Origin of the sequence: Flavobacterium hydrocarbonoxydans (assembly GCF_009789235.1) — a bacterium.
Taxonomy (GTDB): Bacteria; Bacteroidota; Bacteroidia; order Flavobacteriales; family Flavobacteriaceae; genus Flavobacterium; species Flavobacterium hydrocarbonoxydans.
On the sequence record NZ_WSTB01000003.1, the window covers coordinates 420,217 to 439,526 of the forward strand.

At 34.3% G+C, this 19,310-nt stretch carries 18 protein-coding genes; 4 read left to right on the plus strand and 14 right to left on the minus strand.

From position 1 onward, the window contains the following. Window positions 1-2: 2 nt before the first annotated feature. Window positions 3-1,160 carry an efflux RND transporter periplasmic adaptor subunit gene (locus GON26_RS07560; protein ID WP_160374183.1) on the minus strand — a complete coding sequence of 386 codons (1,158 nt, stop codon included), beginning with the start codon at window positions 1,158-1,160 and terminating at the stop codon, window positions 3-5. Between the two features lie 263 nt (window positions 1,161-1,423). Here GON26_RS07560 and GON26_RS07565 point away from each other — a divergent pair, with 263 nt between their 5' ends. The 3 genes from GON26_RS07565 to GON26_RS07575 are packed head-to-tail and all read left to right on the plus strand — an operon-like array spanning window position 1,424 to window position 3,513. Beyond that, window positions 1,424-2,476, plus strand: a complete 1,053-nt coding sequence (locus GON26_RS07565; protein WP_160374185.1) for a sensor histidine kinase — start codon at window positions 1,424-1,426, stop codon at window positions 2,474-2,476. Next, a complete protein-coding gene (locus tag GON26_RS07570; RefSeq protein ID WP_160374187.1) occupies window positions 2,473-3,204 on the plus strand; it encodes a LytR/AlgR family response regulator transcription factor in 732 nt (243 codons plus the stop codon). Before GON26_RS07565 ends, GON26_RS07570 begins: the two co-directional genes overlap by 4 nt. A gap of 15 nt (window positions 3,205-3,219) precedes the next feature. Further along, the gene (locus tag GON26_RS07575; protein ID WP_160374190.1) at window positions 3,220-3,513 is read left to right on the plus strand and encodes a DUF3861 domain-containing protein; all 294 of its coding nucleotides are present in this window, start codon (window positions 3,220-3,222) and stop codon (window positions 3,511-3,513) included. A 51-nt stretch (window positions 3,514-3,564) separates the two neighbouring features. Here GON26_RS07575 and argH read toward each other — a convergent pair whose 3' ends face one another. The 13 genes from argH to GON26_RS07640 all read right to left on the minus strand — a co-directional run bounded on the left by argH (window position 3,565) and on the right by GON26_RS07640 (window position 18,267). Then, window positions 3,565-4,845 (minus strand): argininosuccinate lyase, encoded by a 1,281-nt coding sequence (gene argH / locus GON26_RS07580; RefSeq protein ID WP_160374192.1) that lies wholly within the window; start codon window positions 4,843-4,845, stop codon window positions 3,565-3,567. Window positions 4,846-4,963: 118 nt separating this feature from the next. Further along, the gene (locus GON26_RS07585; RefSeq protein ID WP_160374194.1) at window positions 4,964-6,034 is read right to left on the minus strand and encodes a M20 family metallo-hydrolase; all 1,071 of its coding nucleotides are present in this window, start codon (window positions 6,032-6,034) and stop codon (window positions 4,964-4,966) included. 204 nt (window positions 6,035-6,238) lie between these two features. Beyond that, window positions 6,239-7,012, minus strand: coding sequence for an acetylglutamate kinase (gene argB / locus GON26_RS07590; RefSeq protein WP_160374196.1), 774 nt, complete (start codon window positions 7,010-7,012; stop codon window positions 6,239-6,241). A 95-nt stretch (window positions 7,013-7,107) separates the two neighbouring features. Further along, on the minus strand, window positions 7,108-8,055 hold the full coding sequence (locus GON26_RS07595; RefSeq protein WP_160374199.1) for an N-acetylornithine carbamoyltransferase: 948 nt from the start codon (window positions 8,053-8,055) through the stop codon (window positions 7,108-7,110). A gap of 87 nt (window positions 8,056-8,142) precedes the next feature. Further along, window positions 8,143-8,532 (minus strand): GxxExxY protein, encoded by a 390-nt coding sequence (locus GON26_RS07600; protein ID WP_160374201.1) that lies wholly within the window; start codon window positions 8,530-8,532, stop codon window positions 8,143-8,145. 66 nt (window positions 8,533-8,598) lie between these two features. Continuing rightward, window positions 8,599-9,360, minus strand: a complete 762-nt coding sequence (gene proB, locus GON26_RS07605) for a glutamate 5-kinase (protein WP_160374203.1) — start codon at window positions 9,358-9,360, stop codon at window positions 8,599-8,601. A 236-nt stretch (window positions 9,361-9,596) separates the two neighbouring features. Continuing rightward, entirely contained in the window at window positions 9,597-10,790 is a 1,194-nt protein-coding gene (locus tag GON26_RS07610) for a glutamate-5-semialdehyde dehydrogenase (RefSeq protein WP_160374205.1), read from the minus strand. Between the two features lie 29 nt (window positions 10,791-10,819). Beyond that, window positions 10,820-11,425 carry an FEKKY domain-containing protein gene (locus GON26_RS07615; RefSeq protein WP_160374206.1) on the minus strand — a complete coding sequence of 202 codons (606 nt, stop codon included), beginning with the start codon at window positions 11,423-11,425 and terminating at the stop codon, window positions 10,820-10,822. A 5-nt stretch (window positions 11,426-11,430) separates the two neighbouring features. Then, on the minus strand, window positions 11,431-12,570 hold the full coding sequence (locus tag GON26_RS07620; RefSeq protein ID WP_160374208.1) for an aspartate aminotransferase family protein: 1,140 nt from the start codon (window positions 12,568-12,570) through the stop codon (window positions 11,431-11,433). 85 nt (window positions 12,571-12,655) lie between these two features. After that, window positions 12,656-13,633, minus strand: a complete 978-nt coding sequence (gene argC, locus GON26_RS07625; protein WP_160374210.1) for an N-acetyl-gamma-glutamyl-phosphate reductase — start codon at window positions 13,631-13,633, stop codon at window positions 12,656-12,658. Next, a complete protein-coding gene (locus tag GON26_RS07630) occupies window positions 13,626-14,819 on the minus strand; it encodes an argininosuccinate synthase (protein ID WP_160374212.1) in 1,194 nt (397 codons plus the stop codon). Before GON26_RS07630 ends, argC begins: the two co-directional genes overlap by 8 nt. 66 nt (window positions 14,820-14,885) lie before the next feature. After that, window positions 14,886-15,527, minus strand: coding sequence for a GNAT family N-acetyltransferase (locus tag GON26_RS07635; RefSeq protein WP_160374215.1), 642 nt, complete (start codon window positions 15,525-15,527; stop codon window positions 14,886-14,888). A gap of 469 nt (window positions 15,528-15,996) precedes the next feature. Continuing rightward, complete coding sequence (locus GON26_RS07640; protein ID WP_160374217.1) at window positions 15,997-18,267, minus strand: M1 family metallopeptidase; 2,271 nt, start codon at window positions 18,265-18,267, stop codon at window positions 15,997-15,999. Between the two features lie 187 nt (window positions 18,268-18,454). Here GON26_RS07640 and GON26_RS07645 point away from each other — a divergent pair, with 187 nt between their 5' ends. Then, window positions 18,455-19,306, plus strand: coding sequence for an aldose 1-epimerase family protein (locus GON26_RS07645; protein ID WP_160374219.1), 852 nt, complete (start codon window positions 18,455-18,457; stop codon window positions 19,304-19,306). Window positions 19,307-19,310 lie beyond the last annotated feature (4 nt).

Consider the following 19,310-nt stretch of genomic DNA (forward strand, 5'->3'; position numbering starts at 1 on the left):
TCTTATTTTAAGTCAGCATAAACGGTTTCCTGGCTCTGATTCTGAGTTTTAATTTCGCTTCCGTCTTTTAAAGAAGCTACTCCTTCTAATACAATTTGGTCGCCTGCTTTTAAACCTTCCGTGACAACGTAATAATTTCCTGCGGTACTTTCCATTTTAGTGATACTCACATTTTTTGTCTTACCGTCTTTTCCAACAGTAACCGCAAAAATCTTATCCTGAAGTTCGAATGTTGCGCTTTGAGGAACTATAATAGCGTCTTTTACCGCATTTGGAATTCGAACAGTGGTACTGCTTCCGCTTCTGATAATTCCTCTTGGATTAGGAAAACGAGCCCTAATATTTACCGATCCTGTTTCGGTATTAATCAATCCGTTTACGGTTTCGATACGCCCTTTTTCAGGATACTCAGAACCATCCGATAACAATAAAGAAACTGCTGGAATTTGCTTGATTTTCTGAGCTAAAGTACCTGCCGAACCAGTGCTTTGAAAATTTAAAAGCATCTTTTCGTTAACAGCAAAATAAGCATAGACATTTCCGATACTTGAAACCGTAGTTAAAGGTTCTGCTGTGTTAGAACTTACTAAACTTCCTAATCGAAACGGAATCGACCCCACAACTCCATTCACAGGACTTGTAACGGTAGTATAACCTAAATTAGTTTTAGCATTCACCAAAGCTGCATTTGCCTGCGCTAACGTAGCCAAAGCCGATTCATAAGAATATTGCGCCGATTCTAAATCGTATTTGCTAATAATTTCTTTTTCGACCAATGGTTTTACTTTGTTAACAGCTAATTTTGCCGAGCTTACAGCAGCCTGAGCGCTTTTTATGCTGGCAGCTGCTGTACGAACTTGCTGCTCATATTCTGGCGCACTAATTTTAAAAAGAGGCTGTCCTACTTTTACAACGGCACCTTCGTCAACAAAAATTTTATCAATATAACCTTCTACCCTCGGTCGGATTTCTATATTTTCCTGTCCCTGAATACTGGCTGGAAAATCGGTATTTAAAGTCGCCGACTTTAGCTCTAAAGTCAGTGTTTTATACTCTTTTACGGGTGGTGCACCTCCGGCCTGAGCCGATTTATCATTTTTACCGCACGATGCGATGAGTAGTGATGCAGCCAGAATACTTAAAAAGGATTGTTTATTCATAAGATCAAATGTGAGATTATCTAATTATAAGTGTGCAAAAGAACTAAAATGTAGCTTACCAAAAAGATGCGATAGACGTAACGTGTAAAAGAATCGACAAAGCTACGTTTACAGCCGATTGAGTAGTAGGATTTGAGAATAGGGATTCTAAAACTTTTTTATCGACTCTCAAATGGTTTTCAGGGGATGTGATTCCATTTTGGGCGATTGATTTTAAAACCTATTCAAATATAATGTAATATTGTCAAAAATTAATACTTATAATGACAACAAATTTCTTTAAACCATACATGTTCACAGGATTACACATCCTTGCCTGGTTATTATTAGGATTTATAATGTTGTTTTATATTCCGATAACCTGGAATGTAATTTTGCCATCTGTCTTTTGGTTATGGCAGATTATTGTATTAGTATTACTAATTATTATTTTTTATTCTAATGCTAAAATCATAGTGCCAAAGACCATTATAAAAGATGAACTTTCTCCTTTTTTATTTTGGGCTTTTCTCACGATTTTTGCGATGCAGCTTATAGCCTATTTTTATACGTCGCAAACCGATCTTCATACCAAAGTCAGATTAGTACTCGGATTTAAAAAATATAGAAATCCTTATTTTGACAATTATGTTTTAATGTTAACTTTATTGGTATTAGGCATTAGTACGAGTTGGGCTATGTTGCATCATTGGCAAAAAGCAGCACAACACAAACAAAAACTAGAACAGGATAAGACAATGGCGGAATTAGCCATGCTGAAGGCACAAATTAACCCGCACTTTTTCTTCAATTCGCTAAATAGTATTTATTCGCTTACCTATACTAATATCGAGGATTCCCGTGGAGCACTGCATACTTTAAGCCGGATGATGCGCTATCTGCTTTACAGTACCGAAGGCGAGCGAACAACTGTTTTGAAAGAAGTTGAATTCATGAAGGATTTTATCGCTTTGATGAAACTTCGTGCCAACAGCAAACTGACCATTACAACAGATATTCCAGAAAAATTAAACGATTATCCAATTGTTCCGATGTTGTTATTACCTTTAGTAGAAAATGCTTTTAAACATGGCGTAAATGCTACCGATAAAAGTGAAATACATATTAAACTGAGACAAGAGGAAACCAATCTTGAATTTGAGGTTGAAAATACTTTTTTCGAAAAAACCAATACAACTCCAAACGAAGGAGGAATTGGACTAACGAATACCAAACGCAGATTGCATTTGATTTACCCGAATAAACACATTATGACTTCGGGGATTGCTCCAAATGGAAATTACATCGTAAATCTGAAAATAACTTTAGAACAATGACCGTATTAAAATGTATAGCCGTAGATGATGAACCTCTTGCATTAAAATTGGTAGAAACCTTTATTGCACAGACCCCTTTTTTACAATTATCATGCAGCTGTGACAATGCCGTAGAAGCAATGGGCTTAATACGTGAACAGCAACCCGATGTGGTTTTTCTGGATATCAACATGCCCAATCTAACAGGCATGGAATTGGCAAGATTGCTTAATGAACAACCTGGGCCTCTACCAAAAATTATTTTTACAACCGCATATAATCATTATGCAATTGAAGGTTATCGGGTAAATGCAGTCGATTATCTTTTGAAACCTTTTAGTTACGAAGAGTTTCTGCGTGCAGCAAATAAGGTTTTACATATATCTGAAGAATCTTCTAATCAACCTCAATCTTTTACTTTAGATGATGAATTTATCTTTTTGAAAGTCGAGTATCAATGGGTTCGCATTTCCCTAAAAGATATTTTATACGTCGAAAGTCTAAAAGATTATGTAAAAGTTCATCTTGAAGACAATCAAAAATCTGTAATGTCGCTTATCTCGCTTAAAGCGTTAGAAGAAAAATTGCCATCATCAAAATTTATGAGAATCAATCGTTCTTTTATTGTTCCATTAGATAAAATAAATTCGATTAGCAAAAACTCCATTTTTATTAACAAAACCGAAATAACGGTTGGCGAACAATATAAAGAAACCTTTAAAACCATCGTTGAAAAATGGTTGAAATAATTTAAATAAAATTTTATGGAAAAAAAATCAAATAAATACTACCTGACTTTAAGTCTAAAAGAATATGCAAATGGCGAAACTGCTCCTGCAAAAGAACTCGGAATAGAATTTAGCAATCATGATGAAATTTTTGGTATCATAGAAAGAATAAAAGACAAAAACATTTTTGAAGATACCAATGAAGCCACTCAGTTTGTAATTGGATTGAAATTGTTTAGCGAAATGAAATTAAAGCATCGCAATAATCCTCTTTTTGATGAATTAAACGAAGTCTTTCCTGTCTTTATGAAAAAGCTAAAAAGTTTATAAAAAAAGCCGATTTGAAAGTTCAAATCGGCTTTTCTGTAAAATATAAAATCTTTAAAAAGCAGCTTTCATTTTATCTTTTATCGCATCCAGACACAAATTATTGATACTTCCTTCATGCGTGTGTTTGGTTTCTTTTGGAGATTGGTACGTTCCAGCTTCCAATTGTTCTGCAACGGCTTTGTAAGCGTCTCTAAATGGCATTCCAGCCACAACCATTTCGTTTAAAGTGTCAACCGTAAACAGGTAATCGTATTTTTTATCTTTTAAAATATTCTCTTTTACCGTAATATCTTTTACAGAGAAAATCGCAATGTCCAGACAGGCTTTCAGGTTTTGAAGCGCTGGAAACAAACCTTCTTTTAATAATTGTAAATCTCTGTGATAACCGCTTGGGAGATTATTTGTAATTAAAGTGATTTCGTAAGGAAGTGCCTGAATCTTATTGCATTTTCCGCGAATTAATTCGAAAACATCAGGGTTTTTTTTATGGGGCATAATGCTCGAACCTGTTGTAAGATGCGCCGGCAAACTGATAAAATCAAAGTTCTGACTCATATACAAACAAACGTCCATTGCGAATTTCGACAAGGTAGCCGCAACACCACTCATGGCAAAAGCTACGGTTTTTTCTGCTTTCCCACGACTCATTTGTGCTGCTACAGCATTGAATTTTAAGGTTTCGAAACCTAATTCCTGCGTTGTAAATGTTCTATTAATCGGGAATGAACTTCCGTAACCTGCTGCAGAACCCAACGGATTTTGGTCTACAATTTTAGAAGCTGCGTTTAACATCGTTACATCGTCAATCAAACTTTCGGCGTAAGCAGAAAACCACATTCCGAATGATGATGGCATGGCGATTTGCAAATGCGTATATCCTGGCAATAACACATTTTGATGCTTTTCTGCCGATTCCATTAACAAGTCAAACAATGTTTTTACCTGTTCTTTTAACGCTTTTAATTCGTCTTTAAGATACAAATGAACATCTACTAAAACCTGGTCATTACGAGAACGCGCTGTGTGGATTTTTTTTCCGGCATCGCCGAGTTTTACGGTCAGTAAATATTCAATTTTCGAATGAACATCTTCAAAACTGTCTTCGATTTCGAAATTTCCTATCACAATGTCAGCAATAATTTCGTTCAGCGCGTCAACCAAAGAAGTTGTTTCTTTCTGAGTTAACAACCCAATTTGTCCCAACATTTTTGCGTGAGCGATTGAACCTAAAGCATCGTATTTTGCCAAAACCAAATCCAATTCACGATCGTTTCCAACCGTAAAATGTTCGATTTGTTTGTCTGTTGCAATTCCTTTTTCCCAAAGTTTCATAGCTTATATTTTTTATTGACACGACTCGAGCGCAAGCGAACTGGCGAAGCAATTCACAAATTATTTTTTATATTCTTTGAAAATATAAATTCGTGAATTCGTGGCGGTTTTTCTTTTCTTATAATTTAAAGAAATCGGTTAGTATTTTTATATACAAATCTACTCCTTCTTCGATTTCGTTGATGTAAATAAATTCATCTGCCGAGTGTGACCGCAGGGTTTCGCCTGGTCCTAATTTTAACGATTGACAGCTTAAAACCGATTGATCAGATAGCGTTGGCGAACCATAAGTTGTTCTTCCTAAAGCAATTCCGGCTTGTACCAAACCGTGTGCAATAGGGATTGACGAAGCATTTAAGTGCATTGATCTTGGCGCAACTTCGGCATTTACATTGGCTTTTACAGTTTCCAGAATTTCTGTATTTGTGTAACAATCGTTTACACGAATGTCAATTACCAAATCGGTTTCTGATGGCACCACATTATGCTGTTTTCCTGCACTGATTTGCGTTACGGTCATTTTTACAGGACCTAAAACCTCAGAAATTTTATCGAATTTATAGTTTTTAAACCATTCCATTACCGGAATTGATTTGTAAATTGAATTATCATCGTTTTGATGCGCAGCGTGACTCGCGGTTCCTTTTACTTTTACATCCAGAACCAACAAACCTTTTTCTGCCACAGCCAATTGCATTAGAGTTGGTTCTCCAACAATCGCGCAATCCAGTTCCGGTAAATGTTTTAAAACACTGTTTAAACCGTTTTTTCCGCTGCTTTCTTCTTCGGCGGAAGCCACAATTACAATATTATGAGATAAGTTTTGATTCTCATAAAAGTGAACAAAAGTAGCCAGTAACGAAACCAAACATCCTCCCGCATCATTACTCCCTAAACCGAATAGCTTACCGTCTTTTTCGATGGCTTTAAATGGATCATTGGTGTACGCCTGATTAGGTTTTACGGTGTCGTGGTGCGAATTCAGTAAAAGTGTTGGTTTGCTTTGGTCAAAATATTTATTGAACGCCCAAACATTATTATTTTCTCTTTTGAAAGGAATTTCGTTTTGATTGAACCAATTTTCGATCAGAAGTGCTGTTTGATCTTCTTCGCTTGAAAATGAAGGTGTTTCAATCAGATTTTTTAACAATGTAATGGCCTCTTGGGTAAGCGTTTCTATGTTTTTCATTTTGTTTGGTTCTCTGCCACGAAGGCGCTAAGTCACAAAGTTTACTTTTCTACTTATGGGAACTTTGTGTAAAGTTTAATTTGCGCAAATTTCTTAAAATAATATTTAAAAGACTTGGGCAATTTTGTTTTTTTTGCCACAGATTAAAAGAATTTTCACAGATTTTTTAATCTTTTTAATCCTTTAATCTGTGGCTATACTCTTTTACAACGTAATGGTTGTATGCGAAATATCTGGATTTTGCAGCATGCTATGGTGCGCAATTTTAATCTTTTGAACACCTCTTGACAAACTATTAAAACAATTATCCAGTTTTGGAATCATGCCAGAATGAATCACTTTTTGTTCTTTTAACTCTTTGTATAAAACTTCATTTATTTCTGTAATTACTGAAGAATCGTCTTCTGAATCTTGCAAGACGCCTTGTTTTTCGAAGCAATACGTTAGCGTAACATCAAATACTTCTGATAAGGCAATCGCTAATTCACTCGCAATCGTATCGGCATTGGTGTTCAATAACTGACCGTTTTTATCGTGAGTAATGGCGCAAAAAACAGGAACAATTCCGTTTTCTAACAAGGTTTTTAATAAAGTTGTATTGACTTGCTTAACATCGCCTACAAAACCATAATCGATTGTGGGGTGATTTCGTTTTGTTGACTGAATCAAATTCCCGTCAGCTCCCGAAAAACCAATTGCATTGTTGTCTTTTGACTGCAATTTTGCAACAATCTCTTTATTTATTTGACCTGCATAAATCATCACCACAACGTCAAGCATTGCAGCATCGGTAATTCGGCGGCCTTCTATCATTTGTGGAACCAAACCAATACTTTCTGCCATTTTTGTAGCTGATTTTCCTCCACCGTGAACAAGAAATTTGTTTCCTTCGATTTTAGAAAAATCGGTTAAAAACTTTTCTAATTCTACTGGATTATCGATTATATTTCCGCCAATTTTTATTACTTGTACATTCATTTTCTTTAAGTTGTTAAGCTACTAAGTTGCTAAGTTGCTAAGTTTTTTTTCTAATTTCTTAGAAACTTAGAGTCTTAGAACCTTAGTTACTTTAGTTACAATTTCTTCAAAATCTTTTGCAACACCAATTGTGCCGAGTACGTTCTGTTATTTGCCTGCTCAATTACAATTGAATTTTCACTATCAATCACTTCGTCACTGACAATTACATTACGACGAACTGGCAAGCAGTGCATGAATTTTCCTTTATTGGTTAATGCCATTTTTTCGGCTGTAACCGTCCAATTTGAATCTGAATTGGTTACTTTTCCGTAATCGTTAAAGTTACTCCAGTTTTTTACGTAAACAAAATCGGCATTTTCAAACGCTTTGTTTTGGTCGTATTCAATTTGTGAATCTTTAGTAATTTCCGGACTCAATTCATAACCTTCAGGGTGTGTGATTACAAAATCCATGTTTTTCTGCATTTGCATCATTTCTACGAAAGAATTGGCAACAGCCTGAGGCAAAGCTTTTGGATGTGGCGCCCACGAAAGAACCACTTTTGGTCTGTGTTTCGTTTTGTGCTCTTCCATCGTAATCGCATCTGCCAAAGATTGTAACGGATGACGAACTGCACTTTCCATATTTACGATTGGAACGGTTGCGTGTTTCAAAAAGCCTGAAATTACTGTTTCAGCATAATCTTTTTCTTTGTTTTCCAAACCTGCAAAAGCACGGATTGCGATGATATCACAATATTGTGAAACCACTTCTGCTGCTTCCTTAATATGCTCTGAAGCACCAGAGTTCATTACAGCTCCGTCTTCGAACTCTAACGTCCATCCTTCGTTGGTAAAATTCATTACCATCACATTCATCCCTAAGTTTAAAGCCGCTTTTTGAGTACTCAAACGCGTTCTTAAACTTGGATTGAAGAATAACATCCCTAAGGTTTTATTCTTTCCTAAGTCTTGATTTTTAAGTGGGTTCTTCTTGATTTTTAACGCACTTTTTACCCATTTTGATAATGAGTTGATATCTTGTATTGAAATATAATTCATTCTTTTTTGTATTGTGTTTTTTAGACGCGGATAAAACTGATTCGCTATCGCGAAGACGCGGATAAAAACTGATTTTTTTCTTTCTTTCTATTTTCTTATTTTTCTGCTATTTTCAAAAATTTTCCGTTTAAATTCTGGTTTTGTTCCAAAGTTTAAAAGTAAACCAACTTCACAATCTGTTCCTTTTAAATAATTCAAAATTTGATTTTCGAATTCTTCAACTATACAAGTTGCCGCTTTTAATTCCAAAATTATTAAATCTTCCACAATCAAATCGGCATAATAATCTCCAACTTCCATTCCTTTATAATAAACTTTAATTTTCTTTTGAGCTTCGACTTTATAACCTTTATTTTTTAGCTCAAAATACATTGAATTCTGGTAAACTCTTTCTAGAAATCCATGTCCTAATTCATTATAAACTTCATAAAAAGTCTTTATAATGATATCTGTCAAATCTTTATATAATAAACTCATATACAAATAAAAATTCGTTTTTATCCGCGTCTTCGCGATAGCGAATCCGTCTCATCCGCGTCAAAATTAAACGATCTTTGTGAACGCAATTTCGTTTTGCAAAGCTTTCAAAATAAAATTATCTCCTAAGCCGTTGATAATCCAGGTTTCGATATTGGCTGCTTTTGCAATTGCTGCCGCTTCTATTTTTGACTGCATTCCTCCTGTTCCGTGTGATGATTTTGACTCTCCGATTTCTTTTTCTAAAAGTTTCAAATCATTTACCAAAGCTATCGTTTCTGGAATTTCATTGTTGATAGAAGCTTTGGTGTAAATTCCGTTGGTGTTTGTCGCAATGATTAAAATATCAACATTTAATAAAACGGCCGCCAATGCTGCCAACTTATCGTTATCTCCAAACTGAATCTCATCCGTGGCAACAGTATCATTTTCATTAATAATCGGAATATAATTGTTCTCTACCAAAACGTTTATCGTATTGACAATATTCACTTTCGATTGTTCTTTTTCAAAATCCGAATACGACAATAAACATTGCGAAGTCAATAATCCTAAATCACTGAAATTCTCATGGAAAATCCGCATTAAATGTGGCTGACCAATCGAAGCCAAAGCTTGCTTTAAAGCTATTTCTTTGCCTTTACTTTCGAGTTTTACAAATTGTTTTGCGGCTGCAATTGCTCCAGAACTTACGATTACAAATTCGTACTCTTTATTTAAAGCGGCAATCTGCATTCCTAAATCTTCAATTTTTCCCCGCGAAATATGATTGGTTTCCTTGGTTAAGGTATTACTTCCTATTTTTAATAAAATCCTTTTTTTACTCATTTTGTTTTGGTTTTGCCATGAAGACTCGAAGACACTAAGTTTCTTTATACCGTAAAGGGCGCAACGTTTTTTTTTATATTCTTTGTGTTTACAAACGCAATCCCGATAGCTATCGGGACGCAAAGCTTTATCTTTAAATAAATTCCAACTTTTAAATTCCAAATTCCAATAATCAGAAATCAAAAATCGTTAATCATCAATCTAATCCCGATAGCTATCGGGACTAAAATCTAAAATCACCTAACCTGCCCTTCTCCGTAAACGTACCATTTATTGGTCACCAAATGCTGTAATCCAATTGGTCCTCTTTGGTGTAATTTGTCGGTGCTTATAGCTAATTCTCCGCCTAAACCAAATTGTCCTCCGTCTGTAAAACGGGTTGACGCATTTTGGTAAACAGCCGCAGCATCAACCGCTTCCATAAATTCCTGTGCAATTTTATTATCTTTTGTGATAATCGAAGCCGAATGTCCGCCGCAATATTTGTTTATTTTTTCGATTGCATGTTCTTCAGAATCAATCGTTCCAATTACAATTTTATAATCTAAAAACTCTTCGTACCAGATATCTTCGTTTTGAAGTGTTTCGGTGTTTTCGAAATTCTCCAAAGATTTATCAACTATAACTTCTACATTAGATTCGACCAAAGTTTCGATTAAAATAGCTGCGAAACCTTCAAAATTAGGCAATTTAGAATCTATTAAGACTTTATCTACAGCATTACAAGCCGAAATTTTTGATGTTTTGGCATTCAAAATAACTTTCAAAGCTAGATCAGTATCAGCATCTTTATGAACGTACACGAAATTATTTCCGCGACCACTAACAATTACCGGACAAGTGGCGTGTTGTTTGACAAATTCAATTAGTTTTTCTCCGCCTCTTGGTACGATTAAATCTACTTTTTGGGTTGGTTTTTCTAAAAAAGCTTGCGTTTCAATTCGATTATAATTCAGATACTCCACCCAATCTTTCGAAACTCCGTTTTCTTCTAAAGCCTGATGCCATAAATCGACAATTTTCAAATTTGATTGTAAAGATTCTTTTCCTCCTTTTAATAAAATTTTATTTCCGGATTTAAAAGCAATTCCACCAGCTTCAATCGTAACATCCGGGCGAGATTCGTAAATAATCAATATCGTTCCGAATGCTGCCGTTTTATTAATAACTTTTATTCCATTATCATGAACAAAATGAAAACGCTCTACTCCAACAGGATCTTCTTGTGAAGCTAGTTGGTTTAATGACAAAATCATCGCGTCAACCTTTTTATCATCTACTTTCAGGCGTTCTTCCATCGCTAAATCAGAACCATTGTAAGCTGCTAAATCTTGCTTATTAATTTCAATAATCTGACTCCGCTCCTGCTCAACCAGTTTTGCCATAGCGCGCAAAACCAGATTTCGTTTTTCAATTGATAATGGATTCATAATTTATAGTTGGTTGGTTTTTTGGTTGTTTATTTTATGCTTTCAATTTCTCGTTTCATTCTTTCTCTCCAGTTTTTTCCGTTTCTTTTTTCAAGATATGGTTCAGTTATTTTTCTGTATTCTTTTTTAGAAATGTCTAGACTTTCAGAAATCATACAATAACTTACACTAATCAAACCATAATTCTTTCTTATAGAATCACGTATTAAAAACTTTTTATATTCAATTTCATCTTGCGGAGGTAAAGCTAGACCGCCACCAAATTCTTTTATTTTATCTTTTTTAATATCTTCTCTTGCTTCATTTTGAAAAGATAAAATAGATTTATTCAAATCTTGCTTATTAATACTAAATCTGTATAAACCATAAGATACCATCAAAATCGTACACAAAACATTAATAAAGATCATTGAACGAATTAATTTTAGCAAAAAACTTATTTTCTTATAAAATACCATGCTAAAAAAAACAGCTACTAAAAGTAATACGCCGTAAATCAATATAAGCTCCCTCCATTCAACATGTTGCGTTAGAATATCAGTCAAAGTAAAACGCTCTGGATAATTAAATAAATAGTAAACTAATACATTTATTATCCAAAGAATTAAAGTACTGATAAACAACCTTGTTTTCATAAATCTTAATTTTTAAGCTCTTCTAAGCTCTCTTTCAAAGCAACAATAAAAGTATCAATATCAGATTTTTTCACTGTTAATGGAGGTAAAATTCTAAGCAAATTTTTATTATTCGCACTTCCTGTGAAAATGTGTTTTTCGATAATTAGTTTTTTTCTTAAAGCTGCAACATCAAAATCAAATTCAACTCCAAGCATTAAACCTTTTCCTTTTACTTGTTTGATTCCAGGAACTTGTTTGATTTGTTCTGAGAAATAAGCCGAAACTTCGTTTACATTTTTCTGCAAATCCAGTTTTTCGATTACATCCAGAACTGCAATTCCTGCTGCACAAGACAAATGACTTCCACCGAAAGTAGTTCCTAATAATCCGAAACTTGCTTCAAATTTTGGCGAAATTAAAATTGCTCCAACCGGAAAACCGTTCCCCATTCCTTTCGCAACTGAAATAATATCAGCATTGATTCCGTGATGTTGAAAAGCGAAGAATTTCCCGCTTCTTCCGTATCCTGATTGTACTTCATCCAAAATCAAAACCACGTCATGCTTTTTACATGCTTTTTCTAAAGCCTGAAAAAATTCCGTTGTTCCTTCGTCTAAACCTCCAACACCCTGAATTCCTTCGATAATTACAGCAGAAACATCTCCTTTTGCTAGTTCTGTTTCTACTAATTCGATTTGGTTTAAAGGCAAAAAAGTAACTACTTGCTGTGCATTAATTGGCGCAACAATTTTCTTGTTGTCTGTAACGGCAACGGCTGCTGAAGTCCTTCCGTGGAAAGAATTATCAAAAGCTACAATTCTCGATTTTCCGTTATGGAAAGAAGCCAATTTCAAAGCATTTTCATTCGCTTCAGCACCTGAACTGCACAAAAACAATTCGTAATCTTCTAATCCAGAAAGTTTTCCTAATTTTTGAGCCAATTCTACCTGCAAAGGATTCTGAATAGCATTCGAATAAAATCCTAAATGTTCCAATTGGTTTTTCAATTTGGCTACATAATCTGGTTGCGTATGGCCAATCGAAATCACGCCGTGTCCGCTATATAAGTCTAAATATTCCACTCCGTTGATGTCTGTAATCGTGCAATCTACTGCTTTTACAGGCGTTATGTCGTAAAGTGGGTAAACGTTGAATAAATTCATTTTTTCTAAGTTAAATGTTATATGTAAAAAGTTAGAAGTTTAAGTACAGACGTTTAACATCTAACTTCTAAACATTTTACTATTCCTAAAATCCGCTTGGTTTCAAATGTAAACCTGTGGTTTCTTCTAATCCGAACATTAAATTCATGTTTTGAATCGCTTGTCCTGAAGCACCTTTGGTTAAGTTGTCAATAATTGAAGTGATTAAAATCCGGTTTCCTTTTTTCAATAAACTGATGATACATTTGTTGGTTTGAACGACTTGTTTCATATTGATGTTGGTCGTTGTAACGGTTACAAAAGGTTCGTTTTTATAGAAATCTTGGTATTTAGCTACCAAATTATCTAGACTTTCATCTGAATCTGTGTACAAAGTCGCAAAAATTCCACGAGTAAAATCGCCTCTATTCGGAACAAAAATTAACTCATTGGAATAATCCGCTTGCAATTGATTCACACTTTGATTGATTTCGCCCAAATGTTGGTGTTCAAAAGCTTTATAATGCGACATATTATTGTTTCTCCAACTAAAATGAGAAGTTTCAGAAAGACTTACGCCAGCACCGGTACTTCCAGTTGTGGCATTAATATGAACGTCATTTTTTAAAAGATTATCTTTCGCCAAAGGCAATAATGCTAACTGAATCGCAGTTGCAAAACAACCTGGATTCGCTATATAATTTGCCTTTTTAATATCGGATTTATTCAATTCTGGTAAACCGTAAACGAATTGTTTTCCTTCAAAATTGGAGTCTTTAGTTAATCTAAAATCATTTCCTAAATCAATGATTTTGGTATGACTTCCGAATTTATTTTCCTGTAAAAAAGAAATCGATTTTCCGTGACCTAAACACAAGAAAACCACATTTACATCAGGATTAATAGTGTCAGTAAAATTCATTTCGATATCACCCATCAAGTCGTGGTGTGCCACAGAAAGCGGTTTACCCGAATTGGTCGTACTGTAAACAAAATCGATGTTTACATTGGGATGATACATTAATATTCTGATAAGTTCTCCGGCCGTGTAGCCCGAACCACCAATTATTCCGACATTAATCATGATCTAAATGATTTACAGATGAAAATATATTTTGTGCATTTCCTAAAATCTTAATAAATCCTTTTGCATCGTCAGACGTCCAAGCATTGTTCATTTCTCCATACTGACCAAAACCTGTGTTCATTAAATCATTATCCGATTCTATTCCGTCAAGCGAAAAATGATAAGGTTTTAATGAAACCGTTACAACTCCATTTACAGTTGCTTGTGTATCCTGCAAAAATGTTTCAATATTACGCATCACTGGATCCAAAAACTGACCTTCGTGAAACAACATTCCGTACCAGTTTCCTAATTGTTCTTTCCAGTATTGCTGCCATTTTCCAAGTGTATGTTTCTCTAATAAATGGTGTGCTTTAATAATAATTAAAGGCGCAGCAGCTTCAAAACCAACTCTTCCTTTTATTCCGATAATGGTATCACCTACGTGAATGTCACGACCAATTGCAAAAGCATTAGCTAATTTTTCTAACGCTACAATATTGTTTGAAGGTTTATCAAATTGTCCGTTTAATCCAACTAATTCTCCTTTTTCAAAATGCAATCTTACTTTTTCTTCGCCTTCTTTTTGCAATTGTGAAGGATATGCATCACTTGGCAAAGGTTGTCCAGAAGTTAGCGTTTCTTTTCCTCCAACACTAGTTCCCCAAAGTCCTTTATTGATAGAATATTGTGCTTTTTCCCAAGAATAATGAACACCGTTTTTAGACAAATAATCCACTTCTTCTTGTCTTGACAATTTTAAATCTCTAATTGGAGTAATGATTTCAATTTCCGGAGCAATGGTTTGAAAAATCAAATCGAAACGAATTTGGTCATTTCCAGCACCCGTACTTCCATGTGCGATTGCGGTTGCTCCTACTTTTTTGGCATATTTTATAGCTTCAATAGCCTGAAAAACACGCTCTGCACTCACTGATAATGGATAGGTATTGTTTTTTAATACATTTCCGAAAATCAAATATTTTATTGCTTTATCATAATATTTATCTACGATTGTTAGGTTGGCGTGTTGTGCACTTCCTAATTCGTAAGCTCTTTTTTCTACTGCATCTAATTCTTCTGCACTAAATCCTCCTGTATCTACAAGTACGGTGTGAACTTCGTATCCTTTTTCGTTTTTTAAATATTTCAAACAATACGAGGTATCCAATCCTCCACTATAAGCTAATACAACTTTTTTCATTTTATATAATTTAGGCTCATACTTTCGTAAGGAGCAAGTTTGAGAGTTCTTTTTAATTTCAAATTCTTAAGACAAAAAACTAAACGAAAGGATTTTACTTAAAAATAAGGCTTGTTTAATTTTTTTCAATCTTTTTAAAACAGCCTCGTTAAAAGGATGTCTTGGCGGATCTTTTTGTTTTTCTTTTGGATCATACAACATTCCGGTACAAAGACACATTTTGTTTTCTTTGCTTTGCAAAATTTCGTAATTCGTGCAGGTTTTACAACCAGACCAGAAACTTGGGTCGGTAGTAAGTTCAGAAAACGGAACCGGTTTATAGCCTAAATCTGAATTGATTTTCATTACAGCCAAACCAGTTGTGATACCAAATATTTTGGCATCTGGATATCTTTGCAAAGAATAATCAAAAACTTTCGATTTTATCTTTTTTGCCAATCCTAAACTTCTGTAGTCAGGATGTACAATTAAACCCGAATGTGCTACGAATTTTCCGTGCTGCCAACTTTCGATATAACAAAAACCAGCAAATTTATCATCTGCTAAAGCAATCATCGCATCACCATTCGCCATTTTTTTCTGAATGTACTCAGGAGTTCTTTTAGCAATCCCTGTACCTCTTAACAAGGCAGATGATTCTATCGTATCGCAAATTTCCTGCGCATACTTATAATGTTCTTCTTGAGTTACAACAATAGAGATCTTCATTTCAATAGTTGAAGTTAGAGTTAAAAATTAAAACGTATTGTTTAGTTTGAAATCCAGAAATAAATCCAACAAAATTAATCAAAATAGACATAACAGATTCTGAATCAAGAAGTTGATTTTTAGAAAAATGAATATAGAAAATACTGTTAGGATATGTTTGTCCTAAGGACAAAAGATGTGATTTCAAAATGAAAAATGAATATAAATAAATACGCGGCGAAAAACTCGGTGAATACTATAGAGATAGTATCCGTACTTCGGGAGAAGTAGCGGGAGAGTTTGTCCGTGACAAAGAAGTTATATGTAAACTTATTTTATTCATCGGTGCAAAAATACACTATTTTTTTATTCGCAAAACAAAAAAATAAAATTCTAACATTTTTTTTACTTATTGTTATTTAAAACCAAAAGAAAACCCGACAAGTTTCTGTTAAACTTGTCGGGTTAAATAGGTTATAAAAACTTGAATTTAATTTTTAGTAAATGACATTACTTGTCCATTACCTAAAATCGTCATATCAAAACCATTTTTTGCTTCATTAAATTTGAATTTTAATCCTGCTCTCTGAGACTCAAACGTGTCTTTTTCATTAGCTACGGGAGTCAAACCAAACTTAGGATAATTAGTAATTTCAGCACTTAAAACACTATTTTTTTCAGTAAATTCAATTTTCAAAGGTGATTTAGCAGTACTATAAGTCCCCAGATAGCCATCCAATATAACATCTTTTTCTACTTTACCTTTACCCGCAGTCCATACATTATTACTGTCGTTATAGTCTGGAAAAGCATGATCCGGATCTAAAGTAATGCTTTCAATTTCTTCTGTCGAATTGTGTTTGAAAGACCAGTCATTATTACGCTGCCAAATTTCTACCGGCAAACTAACTCTGGTTACTTTTCCGCTTTTGGTTTTTACATCTAAAATAATTGGCATTGGCATTTTGTCAAAGTTTTCTACTGTAATTACAACTCCTTTAGCAGGATCATTTTTTACATATTTGATAGCATTTATACCTTGATCAAAACGCCAGTTATTTACAAACCAGCTTCTCCAGAACCAGCTTAAATCTTCTCCAGCAACATTTTCGATAGTTCTGAAAAAGTCATCAGGCTGCGGATGTTTAAAAGCCCAACGCTCTACATAAGTACGTAACGCTTTATCAAAACGTTCCGCTCCTAAAACCTGTTCTCTTAAAATTGTCAATCCTGCACTTGGCTTAGCATAACATAAAACTCCAATATTAGCTTCTTTCATGTTATCTGGCGAACTCATGATTGTTTCTAACTCTGGACTTGTATAATACTCCCAATCTTCGTGCATATCTGCAGGTTTTTGTTTGTATTCTCCATTATTAAATTCAGCTGTGCTCAACGAATTTATAAAGGTATTAAAACCTTCATCCATCCAGGCAAATAAACGCTCGTTTGAACCTACAATCATAGGAAACCAAATGTGCCCAAACTCATGATCTGTAACACCCCATAAATCATCACCTTTAGATTTCCATCCACAGAAAACAATTCCTGGATACTCCATCCCGCCCTCGTTTCCTGCCACATTTGTCGCTGCCGGATAAGGATATTCGAACCATCTTTTTGAATAATGCTCAATTGAAGCTTTGGTATATTCTGTAGAACGTCCCCAAGCGTCATTTCCTGCACTTTCTACAGGATATGCTGATAATGCTAATGCTTTTTTACCACTTGGCAAATTGATTTTTGCTCCATCCAAAATAAAGGCTGGTGAAGATGCCCAGGAAAAATCACGGGAACTTTTTATTTGAAAATGCCATGTTTTCTCAGCAGTAGCATTCGTATTGGCAGTAGCAGCAACTTCTTCGGCAGAACGAATCATGATTGTTTTATCACTTTGTTTCGCCTCATTATAACGCTTTAACTGCTCTCCAGAAAAAACCTGAGAAGCATTTACCAAATCTCCTGAACCTACCACATAATGATTAGCTGGCGTTGTGATTTTTACGTCAAAATCTCCGTATTCTAAATAAAACTCAGAAGCACCTAAATAAGGATTTGTATTCCAGCCTCTTACATCATCATACACACACATACGTGGGTACCATTGCGCGATTGTGAAAATTTTCCCGTTTTTAGTTTCTAAAACTCCCATTCTGTCTGATCCTTCAAAAGGAGCAATGAATGAAAATTCGATTTTAATTTTTACAGAACCTCCCTTTGAAGCCAATTCTTCCGGAAGAAAAATCTGCATTCTGGTATCGGTTATAATGTATTTAGCCTCGGTTTCCTTTTTTTTCTTTCCTCCGGAAATTACTGTAACCGATTTTATTTTATTTCCTCCATCAAAAATCTGCCCCTGAGCACCATTACGGCTTCCAGACAAAGGCACAACAGCATTTCCTCTGGAATCCTCTTTAAATAAATTCTGATCTAAATTTAACCAAACAAATGATAATTTATCCGGGCTATTATTAGTATAAGTAATTTCGTCTGTACCAATAATTTCATTTTTAGCATCATCTAATCTTACGTTGATTTGATAATCGGCTCTGTTTTGCCAGTATTCAACACCTGGCTGACCGCTTGCAGAACGTGTTGGTGTACCATTTTTGGTGTAAAAATGCGGTGCAAAGGCATCATGATAATCGTAATTATTAACTGGAGTTCCTGCTGTTGTAGCTGGGGTTTGTTGCGCCCAAACAGAAGACATTCCGACAAACAAAGCCATGGTTAAAAGGGCTTTTGAGGATTGTTTTTTCATACTTTTTAGCTGTTTATGTAGCAAATTAATGAAAAAAAAAGCTATTTACAGAGAAAAATTAAAGTAGAATTTTAATTTTAGCGGAATTTTAGCAATTAAATAATTTGAGACTTTTTTATTCCAAAAACTAAAATTTATAAAATATATTTACATCTCTTAAAAACTAACCTATTTCAATTTTAAAATTTTGAATACAACAATATCAAATTCAGTAGCAAAAGCTTCTATAAATCACGCCGGAGCCGAATTGTTTTCGCTAAAAAACAGTCAAAACAAAGAATTTATCTGGGAAGGAAACCCTGCTTTTTGGGGAAAGCATTCCCCTGTTCTTTTTCCGATTGTGGGAACTTTAAAAAACAACATCTATACTATTGATGAAAACGAATATCAATTGCCAAGACACGGTTTTGCCCGTGATATGGATTTTCAATTGATTGAAAAAACCGAAAACAGCGCTACTTTTTCATTACAATCAAATAAAGAAACGCTTTTAAAATATCCTTTCGAATTTGAATTGCAATTGATTTACACTTTAGAAAATACCACTTTAACTATTGCATATAAAGTCATTAACAAAGGAAGCTCAAAAATGCCTTTTTCTATCGGAGCACATCCTGCAATTGCTTTGCCAAATGCCTTTGAAAGTTATGCTTTTGAATTTGAAAAAGATGAAAATCCTGAATTTTTCCTTTTAGAAAATGATTTAATTTCGGATAAAACTAAAATTTTAGAAACAAACAACAGACAAGTTCAACTTGACTACGAATTATTTAAAAATGACGCTTTGATTTTTAAAACTTTAGAATCAAATTCGTTGACTATTCTTGAAAACTCTAAACCTTATGTAAAAGTAGCTTTTGAAGATTTTCCGAGTTTAGGACTTTGGACCAAAGATAAAGCACCTTTTGTATGTATTGAGCCTTGGTTGGGCTATTCGGATACTCATGAAAATTCAGGTGATTTATTCGAAAAAGAAGGCATTATTATTTTGGATAAAAATCAAACTTTCGATTCAAAATTTACTATTACAATTTTTTAATTTT